Below are 16,911 nucleotides of genomic sequence, written 5' to 3'. Positions count from 1 at the left end.
ATCTCCTTTGATTTACTGGTCGCTGAGCCCCAGCAGACTACGAGCGTATTGCTCCAGCGGCGGGCCCATCAGGTCTTCCGGCTTTTTGTCGTGGAACGTCAGTAAACCGCCACGACTCTTGATACGTGCAGTATCAATCAAATACTGGGTGCTGGTCTCGATCAACATGATCTGAATCACGCCGCTGTCGATTCCGAGGCGATCCAGCGCCTCTTGATCCAGCCATTCATCCGAGTTGCCAATGCGGTCATCCGACTTGGCGAAACGGGTGTAGAGCAGGTAATGGGCGCCAACGGCACGGGCTTCGCTCATGGCCTGGTCCAGACCTTCCGGCGTACGAGCGCGGCGAACCATCGGGAAGTATTCGACAAAGCCATCAAAGGCGACTTCGGCGATCACGTTAGGTCGCGGGTAGACGGCACTGCCCGGCGGTACGAATGCGCCCTGGGCAATATAGACGAACGAGTCCGGCTGAATGCGCAGGTTATTCACGCGGCGGCTGTCGCTGTGGTCCAGCAGACCGGCGTCGCTCATGTGGTAACGAGTCCCTTCGGCCATATCGCTGACATTCATGCAGCCGCCAAGCGCCAAAACGGCCAGCAGCAAAACCAGGCTACGCATCCTATCCTCCAGAGGCCGGTGTCGGAAAACCGGCGAATGGCCATGGGATGCAGCTTTTGCGCCACCTCACGGACATCGTCACCTGATCCAACGCAATCGCGGGCAAGCCACGCTCCCACAAGGTTTTACGCAGATGCTTGTGGGAGCGTGGCTTACCCGCGATGAGGCCGGTTCAGCCGCCGATAATCTTCATGACTGTGGCACCACCGGAAAACGCCACCTCCTGCTTGTCGCCCAAGGCTTTCACCAAAAGCCGCTGGAGCGCCGGCAGCGCTTGATGACGCGGTTTGTCCAACAGATCGCCGACGTAGTGGCGATTGCTCGAGGACAAACAGCCATGCAACCAGCCGGTGGAGGACAGGCGCAGCCTGGAACAGGTGCGACAGAACGGCACGCTTTCGTTGGCGATTACACCGAAATGGCCCATCCCCGGAATCTCGTAACGCACGGCCGTGGCATCGAGTGGGGCATCGGCCTGGAGATATTCGTAGCGTTCGCCGATCAGGCTCAACAACTGCTGAAGGCTGACAAACTGCTGCAGGAAGGCATTGGAGTCGCTGGCCAGGTGGCCCATTCGCATCAATTCGATGAAGCGCAGCTCATAGCCACGCTCCAGGCAGTACTCGAGCAGTGGCATCACCTGGTCAAGGTTCTGGCCACGCAACGGCACCATGTTGACCTTGATCTTCATGCCGGCGGCGCTGGCCTGGTCCATGCCGTCGAGTACCGTCGCCAGATCGCCGCCACGGGCAATGCCGCGAAAGGCGCTGGCGTCGAGCGTATCGAGGGAAACGTTGATGCGGCGAATGCCGGCATTGACCAGCAATGGCAGCTTTTTCGCCAGCAGTTGGCCATTGGTGGTCAGGCTGATGTCTTCCAGGCCCATCTGCCCGATGGCGGTCATGAAGGCTTCGAGTTTGGGGCTGACCAGCGGCTCGCCGCCGGTGATGCGCAAGCGCTCGATGCCTGCCGCTTCAATCAGATAGGCCACGCCGCGCGCCATGGCTTCGGCCGACAGTTCATCCTGCGCAGCCACCAGCCGCTTGCCGTTAGGCACGCAGTAGGTACAAGCGTAATTGCAGGCTGAGGTCAGACTGATTCGCAAATTACGAAAACGCCTGCCTTGACGGTCAACGATCATGGATCACTCCGGCGGAAGAAAATCGAACCGCTAAAACTTGACTCACAAATCAAGTTTTAGCAAGCCCTATGCCTGAGTATATTCCTGCGGTATCGCACCATGTAACGAATTCATGGCGTCATAAGGCAACTGAATGGCTCAGCTGCTCGGGGCGTCGGTGTCGCGCTTGCGCTTGTTGCCCATGCGAACGCCGATGTCCATCAGGAACTGGAAGAAGCCTTCCTGATCTTCCAGCACATTACTCCAGAACGGCGAGTGATACAGGGCCACGGCACCGTGCACCAGCGCCCAGGATGCGCAGTAATGAAAGTAAGGCGGCACGTCTTCCAGCTTGCCTTCGCTGATCCGGCCCTTGATCAGCAAGGTCAGGCGTTCGAAATTCGAGGCGCGGATCTTGTGCAACTCCTCGATCATCTCCGGAACCTGGTTGCCCTTGACCACCTTTTCTTCCAGGCGATCGAACAGACGATAGCGTTGCGGGTCACGCATGCGGAATTCGAAATAGGCGCGCGACAGGGCTTCCTTGTCCTTGTCGACGTCGGCCGAATGCAGCAGTTCATTCAGATCGCGCTCGTAGTCGAGCATCAGCCGCAGATAAATCTCGGCCTTGGATTTGAAATGCTTATAGATCGTGCCTTTGCCGATACCGACGGCATCAGCAATCATCTCGACGGTGACACTGTCTTCACCTTGTTCGAGGAACAGCTTGAGCGCGGTATCGAGAATTTCCTGCTCGCGGCGGCGAAACTCACGGACCTTACGAGGTTCTTTATGCATAAGAAAAGGTCTGTAGGGGTCAAAATTCGAAGCCGCGTATTATGCCTAACTTACGCAAAAATGCACGGATCATCCGACCATGTCTGTGTTTCCTGATGAATTCGGACAGGGTCTGCGCCTGATGAGAACGCTTCCGAAGCGGGCGTATTCCAAAATTGTTTAAAAACTGTGTCCGGTAAACTGGACTGGGCGCAATAGTGATCAATACTTGAACTGTCGGCGGGGCATCTCCCCCAAGTGTCACGCCGATATTGGTACCAACGGACCGCGTGCCATTGTTTTACTCCTAATGGTCTTAACCCGGATTCACCCCCCAGAACCCGGGTTTTTTTTGCCTGCGATTTAACCCTGTAGGAGCGAGCCTGCTCGCGAAAGCGGCTTCGAACCTTAAACTGATTTCACATGCGCCAGCGGGAACAATCGCTTGAAGTTCTCGGTGGTCTGCTCGGCAAATCGCTCGTAGGGTTCACCGCGCAGCATGGCCAGAAACTCTGCCACTTCTCGCACATACTGCGGCAGGTTCGGCTTGCCACGATAGGGAATCGGCGCCAGATACGGCGAGTCGGTTTCGACCAGCAACCGATCGGCCGGGACTTTGCTGGCCACATCACGCAACGCATCGGCATTGCGGAAAGTGACAATACCGGACAGGGAAATGTAATAACCCATGTCCAGGGCTGCCTTGGCCATGTCCCAGTCTTCGGTGAAGCAATGCAGAACGCCCGCCTGGGGCAGCGCCGCTTCACGCAGCAAGTCGAGGGTATCTGCACGGGCACCACGGGTATGGATGATCACCGGTTTGCCGGTTTGTTGCGCCGCTTGCAGGTGCAGTCGAAAAGACGCCTGCTGCAATTCGGCGGCTTCGGGTTCGTAGTGGTAGTCCAGACCGGTTTCACCAATCGCCACGACGCGCGGGTGATTGAGTTCCTGCAACAGCCAGTCCAGCGCAGGCGCCGCTCCCGGCTGCACATCCAGCGGATGCACGCCAACCGAGCAGTCGACGTCGTCATAACGCTCGGCCAGCGCTTTGACATCAGCCGCGTTATCGACGCTGACGCCGATACACAGAAAGTGCCCAACCCCGCGTTGACGCGCGGCATCCAGAGCTGCGTCCAGGGATCCGTCGTGGGCTGCCAGGTCAAGGCGATCAAGGTGGCAATGGGAATCTACGAGCATAAAGAGGGCTGCAACTTACATCGTATGAGTGGGAAGGCCGGACTCGAGGGCTCCGGCCAGATGGATTTCGATTCGACTGCGGGCAGTGTTTTCACCATGGTTGAACTGTACGCCAACCCCGGTGGCCTGGTAACGCCTTACCGCTGACAGGTAGCGTCCAGGTTACCTCTGGGCAGGCAGGGACGCCCACTGCACCAGCAGCGCCTCCAGCAGCAGCACCCGGTTGAGGTTGGCCTTGCTCAGTACTTTCTGGCGCTGGGCAAGGATCCAGTCCTGGATATTCAGGACCTTGTCCTGCGCGGTCTTCTGCGCCAGGTATTGAATCACCTTGCGCATGTCCGGCAGTCCCAGCCCCTCTTCGTCCTGGGTCAGCTGATAGCGCAGGATCAGGCTCGACCAATCGCAGAACCAGTCAAACAACAGTAATAACGGGATTGCATTCCAGCCTTCGGCCAGTTGGGTCGGCGATTGCTGCTGCTTGAGCAGCTTCTTCACGCCATCAACCACTTGCGCACGTTGTTCGCGCACACCTTGAGCCTGCAGATTGACCGCGGCCAATGGCGAACCGGCCGCCAGGGTCAGCAATTCAACACGCTCTTCTTGCGAGCAATCCGGCAACGCGTTTGCCAGCCAGGCCAGACTCATGGCTTCGCTCGGTAGCGGGCAAGCCTGCTGCACGCAGCGACTCTTGATGGTCGGCAGCAAACGGCTCGGCTGGTGGCTGACCAGCAGCAATACGGTGTCGCCAGACGGCTCTTCAAGGCTTTTGAGCAAGGCGTTGGCAGCGTTGATGTTCATTGATTCGACGGGCTCGATCAGCACCACCTTGCGTCCGCCCAGCTGCGCGGTCTGGACCACGAAGCTGACCAGGTCACGTACCTGATCGACTTTGATGGCCTTGTCGGCCTCTTCCGGTTCGAGAATGTAGTTGTCGGGGTGACTGCCGGCCTTGAGCAACAGGCAGGATTTGCATTCACCGCAAGCACCCTGCGCAGTGGGATGCTGGCACAACAGACTGGCCATCAGGCGCTCGGCCAGCGCTCGCTTGCCGATCCCGGCCGGACCGTGCAACAGATAGGCGTGGGCGTGATGCGTACGACCGGCCAACTGGTGCCAGAGGCTGTCCTGCCACGGATAGGCTTCAGCCACGGGTCAGCTCCAGCAGACGCGGCAGCAAGGCATCGAGGGACTGCTGAACCTGCGCCAGCGGTTGTGCGGCGTCGACCAACACATAACGTTCCGGCTCCGCTGCCGCGCGCTTGAGGAAGGCACTGCGCACCGCATCGAAAAAGGTTCGGCCTTCGAGCTCGAAGCGATCGAGACGACCCCGCGCACTGGCACGGGCCAGGCCCACTTCCACCGGCAGGTCGAAAATCAGTGTCAGGTCGGGACGCAGATCGCCCTGCACGAAGGTTTCCAGTGTCGCGATACGCTCGAGCGACAAGCCGCGGCCACCGCCCTGATAGGCGTAGGTCGAATCGGTAAAACGATCACAGAGCACCACAGCACCCCGAGCCAGCGCAGGTCGGATCACCTCGGCCAGATGCTGGGCCCGCGCGGCGAAGACCAGCAGCAATTCGGTGTCCGGGTTCATCAGCTCTTCAACTGGTGCCAACAGCACTTCGCGGATACGCTCGGCCAGTGGCGTACCGCCCGGCTCGCGAGTCAGCACGACCTCAATACCGGCGGCGCGCAGGCGCTCGGCCAGGTATTCGCGATTGGTGCTCTTGCCGGCGCCTTCCGGGCCTTCCAGCGTAATAAACAAGCCAGTCACAGGCAGTCCTTAGTCAGAGTCATTGCGGGCTTTGCGGGGCGGCTGGGTCCGGCTCGGGAGCAGTCGCTGGCGCAGGTGCGGGATCTTGCGCCGGCACTGGCGACAGGGCTTCCGGGGCCGGATCGGGTGAAGCAGCAGGAATCGCCTGGCCTTCCGCGGCCGGGGTCTCCTGCGTGTCGGGTACGGTGGCGGGCGCCGGGCTGGAGCGGTAATCGGCACGACGCTTGAGCTGGAACTCGCGCACGGCGTTGTTGTGGGCATCCAGGTCATCGGAGAACACGTGGCTGCCATCGCCACGAGCGACAAAATACAGGCTGTTGCCAGCCACCGGATTCAACGCCGCATGGATCGCCTCACGGCCGACCATGGCGATCGGGGTCGGCGGCAGGCCGGCAATCACATAGGTGTTGTACGGCGTTGGCTCCTTGAGATGGGCACGGGTCAATTTGCCGCTGTACCGATCACCAAGGCCGTAGATCACCGTAGGGTCGGTCTGCAGCAACATGCCGATCGCCATCCGCCGGACAAACACACCCGCAATCTGACCACGTTCCTGTGGCACGCCGGTTTCCTTTTCCACCAGCGAGGCCATGATCAACGCCTGATAGGGCTCGGTGTAGGGCGCATCAGGGGCACGCCGCTCCCATTCCTTGGCGAGTACTTCATTGAGACGGTCATAGGCTGTTTTCAGCAGTTCTGCGTCGGACATTCCACGAACGAAGCGATAGGTGTCAGGGAAGAATCGTCCCTCAGGGAAAATTCCTCCATGGCCGAGCTTATCCATGACCTGGGTGTCGCTCAGGCCGTCCAGGGTGTGATCGAGTTTCTCTTCCTTGGCCAAGGCGGCGCGAACCTGATGGAAGTTCCAGCCTTCGACCAGGGTTACGCTGTATTGCACCATTTCGCCCCGCTTCCACAGGTCGATCAGACCTTCTACGGTCATGCCGGGAAGCATGCGGTATTCGCCGCTGTGCAAGGGCTGTTTCGGTAGATTGAAACGCCAGTACAGGCGCAGCCAGAAAGCGTCCTTGATGACGCCATCGGCTTCGAGTCGGTAGAAGGTGCGGGTCGGCGTGGTGCCCTTGGGCACCTCCAGCAGTTCTTCCTGAGCGATATTCAGCGGCTGCACCAGCGCCGAATGAACTTTCCAGGCAGAAGCGCCCAACATCAGCCCTGCCAGAACCAGTCCGGTTTCCAGCAGCAGCAAGAATTTACGTCTCACGTATCAAGCATCCAATAGCGCACGGGCAATGATTTGGAGTTTACGGGTGAGCGGCCCAACCGGCCAGCTCAGTGCGGCATAGGCATGCACGGGCCAAATACCATACACGCTGTTGCAGACAAAGACTTCGTCAGCCCATTGCAGCTGTTCGAGGGTGATATCGGTGATTTGCGTGGGAATGCCCAATGACTCGGCTTGAAACAATATCTCGGCACGCATCACACCTTCCACGCCGCAACGTTTCAGATCGGCCGTGATCAACTCGCCATTGCGTACGAGGAACAGGTTACTGAACACACCTTCGATCACGCGCCCCGCCTGATCGAGCATCAGGCCTTCGGCATGTTCGGTGTCTCGCCATTCGGCGCGGGCGATCACCTGTTCGAGGCGGTTCAAGTGCTTGAGACCGGCGAGCAATGGCTGAATGGAAAGTCGTGTCGTGCAGGGGAACAGACGAACACCCTGCTCAGCATGGGCGGCTGGATAAACGGCTGGAGGATTACCCGACAGGATACGTCGGGCCTGGGCTGAAGGATCGAAAGCGTAGCCACGCAAGCCATCGCCGCGAGTGACGATCAGCTTGAGCACACCTTCGTCCAGCTCCCTGGCGTAGGCCAGCAGCTCCGTGGCCATCGCATCACGATCAAGGTTGATCGCCAACCGCTGGCACCCCTTCGCCAAACGCTGCAGATGGCGATCCAGTAAAACCGGAAGGCCATCCCGCACGGCAATGGTCTCGAACAGACCATCACCATAAGCCAGGCCGCGATCCTTCAGCGACAAAGCGTCAGCCGGCTGACCGTCGACCCAGCTGTCCATCAGCCTGCGAACCGGCGGAATACCAGCGAGCCGTTGGTACCGCCAAAACCGAAGGAGTTGGAGAGGACGACATCGATATCCATATTGCGCGCGGTGTGCGGCACAAAATCGAGATCGCAACCTTCGTCCGGTTCATCGAGGTTGATGGTCGGTGGCGCCACCTGACTGTTGATCGCCAGCACGCTGAAGATCGCCTCGACCGCGCCCGCCGCACCCAGCAGGTGACCGGTCATGGATTTGGTCGAACTGACGGCCAGCTTGTAGGCGTGATCGCCGAACACCGAACGGATCGCATTGGCTTCCGCCAGGTCGCCAGCAGGCGTCGAGGTGCCATGGGCGTTGATGTACTGCACTTGATCGCCATTGATCCTGGCGTCGCGCAAGGCATTGGTGATGCAGCGCGCAGCACCGGCGCCATCAGCCGGAGGCGAGGTCATGTGATAGGCATCGCCACTGGTGCCGAAACCGATCAGTTCGGCATAGATGGTCGCGCCGCGGGCCTTGGCGTGTTCCAGCTCTTCAAGAACCAGCGCACCGGCACCATCGGAAAGCACGAAGCCATCACGGCCCTTATCCCATGGGCGGCTGGCGCGGGCCGGCTCGTCATTGCGGGTCGACAAGGCGCGAGAGGCACCAAAGCCGCCCATACCCAGGCCACAGGCCGCCATTTCGGAGCCGCCGGCAATCATCACGTCAGCTTCGTCGTACATGATGTTGCGTGCAGCCATGCCAATGCAGTGCGTACCCGTGGTACAAGCGGTGGCGATGGCGTAGTTAGGTCCCTGTGCACCCAAGTGGATCGACAGGAAACCGGAAATCATATTGATGATCGAGCCAGGCACGAAAAACGGCGAAATCCGTCGTGGGCCGGAATCATGCAGGGTACGGCTGGTTTCTTCGATATTGGTCAGTCCGCCAATGCCCGAGCCCATGGCGACGCCAATGCGCTCACGGTTGGCATCGGTGACTTCCAGGCCGGCATTGCGTACCGCCTGAAAACCTGCGGCCAGGCCGTACTGAATGAACAAGTCGAGCTTGCGGGCTTCCTTGACCGACAGGTATTCCTCGACATTGAAACCCTTTACCGAGCCGCCAAAACGGGTGGAATAGGCAGAAAGGTCGGTGTGTTCGATCAGACCAATGCCACTGCGGCCAGCCAGAATGCCCTGCCAGCTGCTTGGCACATCCGTGCCCAGTGGCGACAACATACCCATACCGGTGACTACGACGCGTCTACGCGACACAGCACTCTCCTTTTTTGAAATGACGACTTTGCATCAGGCCTAAAGAAAAAACCGCACGCCGTGATAGCAGTGCGGTTTTTCCATGACAGCAAGCAACGATTACAAACTATTACGCCTGGTGGCTAGTAACGTAGTCGATTGCAGCTTGTACAGTAGTGATCTTCTCAGCTTCTTCGTCAGGGATTTCGGTCTCGAATTCCTCTTCCAGAGCCATCACCAGCTCAACGGTGTCAAGGGAGTCAGCACCCAGGTCTTCAACGAAGGAGGCAGTGTTGATCACTTCTTCTTCTTTAACGCCCAGTTGCTCGGCAACGATTTTCTTGACGCGCTCTTCGATGGTGCTCATACCTTGTTTTCACTCCTAATGGACAAATTCAGGCAGCTGGCCAGTGGGTAAGTGTATAGAAAGACTTTTCAGCTTTTCAACTGAAAGCTTCACTCCTCAAACCCTGCAGCCCTCTGCCTATAAATAGATTGCAGCTTTATAACGGATTTTAGACAGCTCGTATGACATTTTTTTGAAGCAATCCGTCACATTTAACTCATGTACATCCCGCCGTTCACCGGGATTGTAGCCCCAGTAACGTATGCCGCACCGTCGGACGCAAGAAAAGCGACCACAGACGCGATCTCTTGTGCTTGCCCCAGACGACCCAGCGGAATCTGCGCCTGCAAGGCTTCACGCTGCGCCTCGGGCAGTTCGCGGGTCATATCGGTATCGATGAACCCTGGGGCCACCGAGTTTACCGTAATCGAACGCGAACCGACTTCACGCGCCAGTGCACGACTGAAACCTTCCAGACCGGCCTTGGCGGCAGCGTAGTTTACTTGGCCTGCGTTGCCCATGGCACCCACAACCGAGCCAATACTGATAATTCGTCCCCAACGGGCCTTGGTCATGCCACGCAAAACGCCCTTGGACAGGCGGAACAGACTGTTCAGGTTGGTATCGACAACGTCATGCCACTCGTCGTCTTTCATGCGCATCATCAGGTTATCGCGGGTGATGCCGGCATTATTGACCAGAATCGCCGGCGCACCGAACTGCTCCTGAATGCTCGCCAGGACAGCCGCCACGGACTCGTCGCTGGTGACATTGAGTTCCAGGCCAGTGCCCTGAATGCCATTTTCCTTCAAGGTGGCGGCAATGCGCTCGGCACCCGAAGCGGAGGTCGCGGTGCCCACAACGATGGCGCCCTGACGACCCAGTTCCAGGGCGATAGCCTGGCCGATACCGCGGCTTGCACCAGTGACCAGTGCAACTTTACCTTGCAGACTCATGCAAGCTTCTCCTGATTCAGGCCAGCGCTGCACGAGCGGCAGCGAAAGCGTCTGGGGTATTGAGGTTGGAAGTCGATACGCCTTCGGCGCAGCGTTTGTTCAGACCGGCCAGCACTTTGCCCGGGCCGCATTCGACCAATTGAGTTGCCCCCTTGGCCGCCAGTGCCTGGACCGATTCGACCCAGCGCACAGGCTTGTAGAGCTGTTCAAGCAGATCGCGCTTGAGGGTTTGCAGATCGGCCGGCACCTCGGCACTGACGTTCTGCACCACCGGAATCTGCGGCGCCTGCCAGTCGATCGCCGCGATCGACTCAGCGAAACGCTCGGCGGCCGGTCGCATCAGCTCGCAATGGGACGGCACACTGACCGGCAGTGGCATGGCGCGCTTGGCACCACGGGCCTTGCAGCCTTCGATGGCGCGTTCGACCGCCGCCTTGGCACCGGCGATAACCACCTGGCCCGGGGAGTTGAAGTTGACCGCGCTGACCACTTCGCCTTGTGCCGCTTCAGCACAGGCCGCCACTACGTCAGCATCGTCCAGCCCGAGGATGGCGGCCATGCCACCCTGCCCGGCCGGAACGGCTTCCTGCATCAGTTGGCCACGACGCTCGACCAGCTTCACTGCATCGCCCAGGCTCAGGCTGCCCGCCGCGACCAGCGCGCTGTATTCACCCAGGCTGTGACCGGCCACGTAGGCTGGACGCGCACCACCTTCAGCCAGCCACAGACGCCACAGGGCGATCGAGGCGGTCAGAATGGCCGGCTGGGTCTTATCGGTTTGATTGAGTTGCTCTTCCGGCCCTTGCTGGGTCAGTGCCCACAGGTCGTAACCCAGAGCATCGGAAGCTTCTTTGAATGTTTCGAGGACAACCGGATGTTGCGCGCCCAACTCGGCCAACATGCCGAGGGACTGCGAACCCTGTCCCGGAAAGACGAATGCGAGGGAAGCAGACATGTAACAAGCCCCTAATGATCTTGTCGTCGGAGAATTGACGTCCCTCTTGGGGGACGCAAGAAACTGACAGTTGGATGGCCAATTGAACTGAGCGGTCACATTTAAGCATTGTCCGACGAAAACGCCTAAAGCAACAAATCCGCAAGACGACCGTGAAGCCGTTCAGGCAGGTTTTCCTGAATCTCGATCAGGGCACGCTGAATGGCACTCTGAAAGCCCTGCACTCCGGCAGAACCGTGACTTTTCACCACAATCCCCTGCAACCCCAAAAAGCTTGCGCCATTATGCCGCGCCGGAGCCAGATCCGCCTGCAGGCGCTTCATCAACGGCAGCGCCAATGCACCGACCATTCGCGACATCAGGGTTTTCTTGAACAATGCCTCGATGCGTCCGGCAATCATGGTGGCCAGGCCTTCGCTGGATTTGAGCAGGATATTGCCGACAAAGCCATCACACACCACGACATCCGCCTCACCACGGTACAAGCCGTCACCCTCAATGAAACCGATGTAATTGATGCCACGGGCATTCTGCAACAACGTTGCCGCCAGTTTGACCTGCTGGTTGCCCTTGATGTCTTCAGTGCCGATATTCAGCAGCGCTACACGCGGGCGAACAATACCGAGGGTTTCTGCCGCGACAGACCCCATCACCGCGAACTGCAACAAGTGCTCGGCACTGCAATCGACATTCGCACCCAGGTCGAGTAACTGGCAATACCCTTTCTGCGTCGGAATCGCCGCGATCATGGCGGGCCGATCAATGCCAGGCAAGGTCTTGAGCACAAACCGCGACAACGCCATCAACGCACCGGTGTTGCCGGCACTGACACAGGCCTGGACCTTGCCATCACGCAGCAACTCAAGCGCCACGCGCATCGAGGAATCAGGCTTGCCGCGCAGGGCCTGGGCCGGTTTTTCGTCCATGGTGATGAATTCGGACGCAGGTGTAATCGACAGGCGAGCGCGATCCACAGCCGAATGGCCAGCGATCAGTTCTTCAAGGAGGGAGGCTTGACCGACGAGGGTCAGGTGTAGCGAGGGTGTAGCAGACAGGCAAGCAAGGCTGCCCTGGACAATGCTGCGGGGACCGAAGTCCCCGCCCATTGCGTCAATCGCGATGACTTGAGCGGACAAGTGATTACTCGTCAGCGCCCTTGTCGATCACTTTACGGCCACGGTATACGCCTTCTGGCGATACGTGGTGACGCAGGTGAACTTCACCAGTGGTTTTTTCTACAGACAGAGTGCTAGCCTCAAGAGCGTCGTGCGAACGGCGCATGTCACGGGCAGAGCGGGATTTTTTGTTCTGCTGAACAGCCATAATTGATTAACTCCTAAACGTTTGGGTCACGCTTTAACTGCGCCAATACACTGAACGGGTTGGACCGCGTTACCTCGTCCTCGCTCGGTTCGGGCTCATCTGCTCCCGCCGGCTGCTGGCATTCTTCCGGATGATGAGCAGGCACAATGGGCAAGGCGAGCAGAAGCTCCTCCTCGATCAGTGACTGCAGATCCAATGGATCTTCGCCCAGTTCCAGCACGTCATAACCTTTCGGCAACGACTGGGTATTCGCACCCTCCTTCACCACAGCATAACTGCATTCGCTATGGATCGGCAGGGTGACCAGCTCAAGACAACGCTGGCAAACCATTTTGACTTCAGTGTCGATAAAGCTGTGGATGACCACAGATTTACGTTCATCTCGTTCAAAAACGAATTTAGCCTGCACCGTACCGACATTGTCGGAAAGCGGGTCGCAGAGTCTCTCCAAATCGGCCAGCAGCATTTCACCTTGAAGGGTGGTGCCACGGTCAGCCAATTTGCGCGGGTCAACGTGAGGTGGAATCGGGTCATTCAACATAGGCGCAGCATTATAGGGATGCCCCCGCCCATGTCAAAGGAAATTCAGCCCTGTCCGTCACTTGGAAGGCTCGCTAGAATTCCCGCCTGCCTTTTGGAGTTGCCCATGCTGCCTTTATTACTCGCTTCCAGCTCGGTCTATCGCCGGGAATTGCTGGCCCGCCTGCTACTGCCGTTTACCTGTAGCTCGCCGGATATCGACGAAAGCCATCGCCCGGGCGAGACCGCCGTTGATCTGGTCAAGCGCCTCGCCGAGGAAAAAGCCCGCGCACTGACCGGCCGTCACAGCGCTCACTTGATCATTGGCTCCGACCAGGTCGCCGTGCTCGGGGACAGCATCATCGGCAAGCCCCACACCTTCGAAAAGGCCCGCGAACAACTGCTGGCCGCCAGCGGTGCCAGCGTGACCTTCCTGACGGGCCTGGCACTGCTCAATAGCCAGACCGGTCACTGCCAGGTCGATTGCATACCGTTCACCGTGCACATGCGCACCCTCGACAGCGCGCGCATCGAGCGCTACCTGCGCGCCGAACAACCCTACGACTGCGCTGGCAGCTTCAAGGCCGAGGGCCTGGGCGTGAGCCTGTTCCAAAGCACCGAAGGCCCGGACGCCACCAGCCTGATCGGATTACCGCTGATCCGCCTTGTCGACATGCTGCTGACTGAAGGCGTGCAAATTCCCTGAGCCACAAAAAACCGGCCAAACAGGCCGGTTTTTTTGAGCATCCAAAAGATCAACGCAGCGATGGACCATTGAAACCCATCCACATCGCCAAATGCTCAGCGACGCTGGCGCCGAGCTTTTTCGAGAAGCGATCGAACGGCGACTCCTGAACCGTGAAGTCCACCAGCTCTTTTTCGCCGATCACATCCCGGGCTACCGAACTGGCATTGCCCAGGCCATCGATCAGCCCCAGTGGCAATGCTTGCTCGCCAGACCAGACCAGACCGGAGAACAGCTCAGGATGCTCTTTATCCTTCAGGCGATCACCCCGCCCCTGCTTGACGCTGTTGATGAACTGATTGTGAGTGGTATCGAGCACACCCTGCCAAAACGCCGTCTCTTCCGGTTTTTGCGGCTGGAACGGATCAAGGAACGACTTGTGCTCGCCAGAAGTGTAGGTGCGACGCTCGACCCCCAGCTTCTCCATGGTACCGACAAAGCCGTAACCGGCCGCCGTGACGCCGATGGAACCCACCAGGCTCGCTTTGTCGGCGTAGATCTGATCGGCCGCACTGGCAATGTAATACGCGCCGGAAGCCCCCAGATCCGAAATCACCGCATAGAGCTTGGTATCCGGATGCAGGCCACGCAGACGGCGAATCTCGTCATAGACGTAACCTGACTGCACCGGACTGCCACCCGGACTGTTGATTCGCAGGATCACGCCCTTGACCTTATCGTCCTCGAAGGCCGCTCGCAGGCTTCCAACGATATTGTCGGCGCTGGCCGGCTCCTTGTCGGCGATCATGCCCGTCACGTCGATCAACGCGGTGTAATGGGCACTGCGGGTGGCGGCTTTTTCCATGTCCATCAGCGGCGTGAACAGGGCCAGCGCACCAAACAGGTACACAAACGTCAGCAACTTGAAGAAAATCCCCCAGCGACGGGACCGACGCTGTTCCTGCACGCTGGCCAGCAGCGTCTTTTCCAGCAGCTTCCAGCTTTTCTCGTCACCGCTCTCTGCGCTCGACTTGGCGGGCGCTTTCCATTCGTCGGTCATGCCATCTACCCCAGCAACAACGTATTAAGCCCGCTGACTCAGCCAGGCATGCAATTCTGAAAAGCGATCAACCGCCAGCCGCGGCCCGAACAGCTTCAGCGCCTCGATCGATTGAGCACCGTAGCTGACCGCCACCGAATCCATCCCGGCATTGCGCGCCATCTGCAGATCGAACGACGAGTCGCCAACCATCAGCGCCTGCGCGGGAGCCACCTGACAATGAGCCAGGATCTGCTCAAGCATCAGCGGATGCGGCTTGCTGGCGGTCTCGTCAGCCGCACGGGTGATGTCGAAATAATCTTCCCAGCCATGGGATTTCAGTACCCGGTCCAGCCCGCGACGGGCCTTGCCGGTCGCCACAGCCAGATGATAGCCCTCGGCACGAAACGCTTCGAGCGACTCGACCACACCTTCGAACAACGGCGAAGGCACAGCTTCCGATGCGATGTAGTGATCCGCATAATGCTGACGAAAGGCTATCAGCTCGGCATCGCCGATTTCGGGATACAAGGTGCGGATCGCTTCCGGCAGACCAAGCCCGATGATGCCTTTGACGGCGAAATCATCACGCAACGGAAAGCCGGTTCGCTCCGATGCCACATGCATCGCTTCGACAATCCGACCAATGGAATCGGCGAGCGTGCCATCCCAATCGAAAATCAGCAGCTTGTAATCAGATGGGCGCACTCAATCGCTCCACGGTCTTGGCCCACATTTCATCGACCGGCGCCTGCAACTTGAGTTCACCGCCATCGGGCAGCGGCACGGTCAGCATGTAGGCGTGCAGGAACAGGCGCTTGCCGCCCAGGTCGCGAATTTCCTTACTGAAATCGTCATCGCCGTACTTGGTATCGCCGGCTATGCAGTGCCCGGCGTGCAACGTGTGGACGCGGATCTGGTGAGTGCGGCCGGTGATCGGCTTGGCTTCGATCAGGGTGGCAAAGTCGCCAAAGCGACGCAGGACCTTGAACACGGTCACAGACTCCTTGCCCTCCTCCTCGTCGACCTCGACCATGCGCTCGCCGGAGCGCAGATTGCTCTTGCCGAGCGCCGCACGGACTTGCTTGATCGAGCTCGCCCAGTTGCCACGAACCAGCGCCATGTAGCGCTTATCGACACCATCACCGCGCAATGCGGTGTGCAAGTGACGCAACATGCTGCGCTTCTTGGCGATCATCAGCAGCCCGGAAGTGTCACGGTCAAGACGGTGGACCAGTTCCAGCTCCTTGCAGTCGGGGCGCAACTGACGAAAGGCTTCGATGACGCCGTAATTCAAGCCACTACCGCCGTGAACAGCGATGCCAGCAGGCTTGTTGATCACGATCAGCGCCTTGTCTTCATAGACAATCGAGGCTTCGAGTCGCTGCAGCAGGCCTTGGGCCAGCGGCACCGGTTCGTCGCGCTCAGGCACGCGAACCGGCGGCACGCGCACGATATCGCCCGCCTGCAGCTTGTATTCGGGCTTGATCCGCCCCTTGTTCACCCGCACTTCGCCCTTGCGCAAAATGCGGTAAATCAGGGTCTTGGGCACGCCTTTGAGCCGAGCGAGAAGGAAGTTATCAATACGTTGGCCGGCATATTCCGGCGAGACCTCAAGCAGTTGTACGCTTGGGGTCGAGGGGGCTGTAGTCGTCATGCCGCGGATGATAACAATTTTTTATGGAATTGAAGCACTTAATCATTGCTGCTATAGTCGCGAACGCCGCCAAAAGCGGCCTGGACAGCGGACCAACGGTCAAAAACCGACCCTGACCAACGCAATTCACCAGGACGCGAGGCCGTCCTACGGGGCTTTCGCTGCGTAACGGTGGAGTTTGCAGTTGTAACAAGCGCAGGTGACATGAGGCCTGAATCAAACCGCAAAGCAGAGTTTTCACTCGTCTTGCGAGCCAATATTCATGGCCAGTTCACAAAGTGCAGTCAGCTGCGAATGACCCCGAGCGAATGCTTCGGAAACAACGCCTAAATTAGCCATGATGCGTGACCTCCCCTATCGGAGCTCACGGTAAATGCCAACCCGCTGCGGATTCTGCGCGCGGCAGCACCCGAATTATCAGGGATACGTGTAGGGTGGAGATGCACAACCGCTGGACTGTGTAGCAATAGGCTTTATCAAGACGCTTCATCTCGTCCACAGCCGCTGGTTGATTCCTCCTCCTGACTGAGTGCTTAAGTAGCCACAGCAAGCAGGACGCGTACGTCGCGACATCGGCCCAATTGGTCGGGGTTCGCTAGACACTGGAGTGTCCAACCACTCCTGACGCACCTGACACCGACCATGAGAAGTCGTGTGTGCCGAACGCCGTTTCCGGCA

General features: G+C 58.9%; 19 protein-coding genes. 1 reads left to right on the top strand and 18 read right to left on the bottom strand.

Translation table 11 applies throughout. From position 1 onward, the window contains the following. Positions 1-12 precede the first annotated feature (12 nt). From GQ39_RS02375 to GQ39_RS02310, 15 genes are all read right to left on the bottom strand, one after another. The gene (locus tag GQ39_RS02375; protein WP_047526993.1) at positions 13-621 is read right to left on the bottom strand and encodes a DUF4823 domain-containing protein; all 609 of its coding nucleotides are present in this window, start codon (positions 619-621) and stop codon (positions 13-15) included. A 172-nt stretch (positions 622-793) separates the two neighbouring features. Further along, positions 794-1,762: a GTP 3',8-cyclase MoaA gene (locus tag GQ39_RS02370; protein ID WP_047526991.1), complete on the bottom strand. Its 969-nt coding sequence runs from the start codon at positions 1,760-1,762 to the stop codon at positions 794-796. 138 nt (positions 1,763-1,900) lie between these two features. Beyond that, positions 1,901-2,539: a TetR/AcrR family transcriptional regulator gene (locus GQ39_RS02365; protein ID WP_047526990.1), complete on the bottom strand. Its 639-nt coding sequence runs from the start codon at positions 2,537-2,539 to the stop codon at positions 1,901-1,903. Positions 2,540-2,926: 387 nt separating this feature from the next. Beyond that, positions 2,927-3,715 carry a TatD family hydrolase gene (locus GQ39_RS02360; RefSeq protein WP_047526989.1) on the bottom strand — a complete coding sequence of 263 codons (789 nt, stop codon included), beginning with the start codon at positions 3,713-3,715 and terminating at the stop codon, positions 2,927-2,929. A gap of 162 nt (positions 3,716-3,877) precedes the next feature. Beyond that, positions 3,878-4,864 carry a DNA polymerase III subunit delta' gene (locus tag GQ39_RS02355; RefSeq protein ID WP_047526988.1) on the bottom strand — a complete coding sequence of 329 codons (987 nt, stop codon included), beginning with the start codon at positions 4,862-4,864 and terminating at the stop codon, positions 3,878-3,880. Next, positions 4,857-5,489, bottom strand: coding sequence for a dTMP kinase (gene tmk / locus GQ39_RS02350; protein WP_047526987.1), 633 nt, complete (start codon positions 5,487-5,489; stop codon positions 4,857-4,859). Before tmk ends, GQ39_RS02355 begins: the two co-directional genes overlap by 8 nt. 19 nt (positions 5,490-5,508) lie before the next feature. After that, entirely contained in the window at positions 5,509-6,711 is a 1,203-nt protein-coding gene (gene mltG / locus GQ39_RS02345) for an endolytic transglycosylase MltG (protein ID WP_047526985.1), read from the bottom strand. A gap of 3 nt (positions 6,712-6,714) precedes the next feature. Next, positions 6,715-7,530 (bottom strand): aminodeoxychorismate lyase, encoded by an 816-nt coding sequence (gene pabC, locus GQ39_RS02340; RefSeq protein ID WP_047526984.1) that lies wholly within the window; start codon positions 7,528-7,530, stop codon positions 6,715-6,717. Then, positions 7,530-8,774, bottom strand: a complete 1,245-nt coding sequence (fabF, locus tag GQ39_RS02335) for a beta-ketoacyl-ACP synthase II (RefSeq protein WP_047526983.1) — start codon at positions 8,772-8,774, stop codon at positions 7,530-7,532. Before fabF ends, pabC begins: the two co-directional genes overlap by 1 nt. Before the next feature lie 109 nt (positions 8,775-8,883). Continuing rightward, complete coding sequence (gene acpP / locus GQ39_RS02330; protein ID WP_024076962.1) at positions 8,884-9,120, bottom strand: acyl carrier protein; 237 nt, start codon at positions 9,118-9,120, stop codon at positions 8,884-8,886. A gap of 191 nt (positions 9,121-9,311) precedes the next feature. Continuing rightward, positions 9,312-10,055 (bottom strand): 3-oxoacyl-ACP reductase FabG, encoded by a 744-nt coding sequence (fabG, locus tag GQ39_RS02325; RefSeq protein WP_047526979.1) that lies wholly within the window; start codon positions 10,053-10,055, stop codon positions 9,312-9,314. 16 nt (positions 10,056-10,071) lie between these two features. Then, positions 10,072-11,010, bottom strand: a complete 939-nt coding sequence (gene fabD / locus GQ39_RS02320; RefSeq protein ID WP_047526978.1) for an ACP S-malonyltransferase — start codon at positions 11,008-11,010, stop codon at positions 10,072-10,074. Positions 11,011-11,135: 125 nt separating this feature from the next. Continuing rightward, a complete protein-coding gene (gene plsX, locus GQ39_RS02315) occupies positions 11,136-12,146 on the bottom strand; it encodes a phosphate acyltransferase PlsX (protein WP_081997835.1) in 1,011 nt (336 codons plus the stop codon). 4 nt (positions 12,147-12,150) lie between these two features. Continuing rightward, a complete protein-coding gene (rpmF, locus tag GQ39_RS31170; protein ID WP_003179396.1) occupies positions 12,151-12,333 on the bottom strand; it encodes a 50S ribosomal protein L32 in 183 nt (60 codons plus the stop codon). Between the two features lie 13 nt (positions 12,334-12,346). After that, the gene (locus GQ39_RS02310) at positions 12,347-12,874 is read right to left on the bottom strand and encodes a YceD family protein (protein ID WP_007942001.1); all 528 of its coding nucleotides are present in this window, start codon (positions 12,872-12,874) and stop codon (positions 12,347-12,349) included. A 105-nt stretch (positions 12,875-12,979) separates the two neighbouring features. On the opposite strand from GQ39_RS02310, the gene GQ39_RS02305 reads away from it, so the two are divergent. Next, the gene (locus GQ39_RS02305; protein WP_047526973.1) at positions 12,980-13,558 is read left to right on the top strand and encodes a Maf family protein; all 579 of its coding nucleotides are present in this window, start codon (positions 12,980-12,982) and stop codon (positions 13,556-13,558) included. Positions 13,559-13,607: 49 nt separating this feature from the next. On the opposite strand, the gene GQ39_RS02300 is transcribed toward GQ39_RS02305, so the two are convergent. The 3 genes from GQ39_RS02300 to rluC are packed head-to-tail and all read right to left on the bottom strand — an operon-like array spanning position 13,608 to position 16,233. After that, a complete protein-coding gene (locus GQ39_RS02300; RefSeq protein WP_047526972.1) occupies positions 13,608-14,597 on the bottom strand; it encodes a S49 family peptidase in 990 nt (329 codons plus the stop codon). 24 nt (positions 14,598-14,621) lie between these two features. Beyond that, positions 14,622-15,284, bottom strand: a complete 663-nt coding sequence (locus GQ39_RS02295) for an HAD-IA family hydrolase (protein ID WP_047526971.1) — start codon at positions 15,282-15,284, stop codon at positions 14,622-14,624. After that, positions 15,271-16,233: a 23S rRNA pseudouridine(955/2504/2580) synthase RluC gene (gene rluC, locus GQ39_RS02290; RefSeq protein ID WP_047526970.1), complete on the bottom strand. Its 963-nt coding sequence runs from the start codon at positions 16,231-16,233 to the stop codon at positions 15,271-15,273. Before rluC ends, GQ39_RS02295 begins: the two co-directional genes overlap by 14 nt. Positions 16,234-16,911 lie beyond the last annotated feature (678 nt).

The sequence above is a fragment of the Pseudomonas sp. 11/12A genome (genome assembly GCF_000800055.1).
Classification (GTDB): domain Bacteria; phylum Pseudomonadota; class Gammaproteobacteria; order Pseudomonadales; family Pseudomonadaceae; genus Aquipseudomonas; species Aquipseudomonas mohnii.
The sequence above is the reverse complement of the archived record's forward strand: the minus strand, read 5'-3'. Positions and strand labels throughout refer to the sequence as shown.

Bases quoted from the DNA above. Each gene is read 5' to 3' on its own strand.
- GQ39_RS02375 (WP_047526993.1), bottom strand. From the start codon at position 621: ATGCGTAGCCTGGTTTTGCTGCTGGCCGTTTTGGCGCTTGGCGGCTGC.
- GQ39_RS02370 (WP_047526991.1), bottom strand. From the start codon at position 1,762: ATGATCGTTGACCGTCAAGGCAGGCGTTTTCGTAATTTGCGAATCAGT.
- GQ39_RS02365 (WP_047526990.1), bottom strand. From the start codon at position 2,539: ATGCATAAAGAACCTCGTAAGGTCCGTGAGTTTCGCCGCCGCGAGCAG.
- GQ39_RS02360 (WP_047526989.1), bottom strand. From the start codon at position 3,715: ATGCTCGTAGATTCCCATTGCCACCTTGATCGCCTTGACCTGGCAGCC.
- pabC (WP_047526984.1), bottom strand. From the start codon at position 7,530: ATGGACAGCTGGGTCGACGGTCAGCCGGCTGACGCTTTGTCGCTGAAG.
- acpP (WP_024076962.1), bottom strand. From the start codon at position 9,120: ATGAGCACCATCGAAGAGCGCGTCAAGAAAATCGTTGCCGAGCAACTG.
- fabG (WP_047526979.1), bottom strand. From the start codon at position 10,055: ATGAGTCTGCAAGGTAAAGTTGCACTGGTCACTGGTGCAAGCCGCGGT.
- fabD (WP_047526978.1), bottom strand. From the start codon at position 11,010: ATGTCTGCTTCCCTCGCATTCGTCTTTCCGGGACAGGGTTCGCAGTCC.
- rpmF (WP_003179396.1), bottom strand. From the start codon at position 12,333: ATGGCTGTTCAGCAGAACAAAAAATCCCGCTCTGCCCGTGACATGCGC.
- GQ39_RS02310 (WP_007942001.1), bottom strand. From the start codon at position 12,874: ATGTTGAATGACCCGATTCCACCTCACGTTGACCCGCGCAAATTGGCT.
- GQ39_RS02305 (WP_047526973.1), top strand. From the start codon at position 12,980: ATGCTGCCTTTATTACTCGCTTCCAGCTCGGTCTATCGCCGGGAATTG.
- GQ39_RS02300 (WP_047526972.1), bottom strand. From the start codon at position 14,597: ATGACCGACGAATGGAAAGCGCCCGCCAAGTCGAGCGCAGAGAGCGGT.
- rluC (WP_047526970.1), bottom strand. From the start codon at position 16,233: ATGACGACTACAGCCCCCTCGACCCCAAGCGTACAACTGCTTGAGGTC.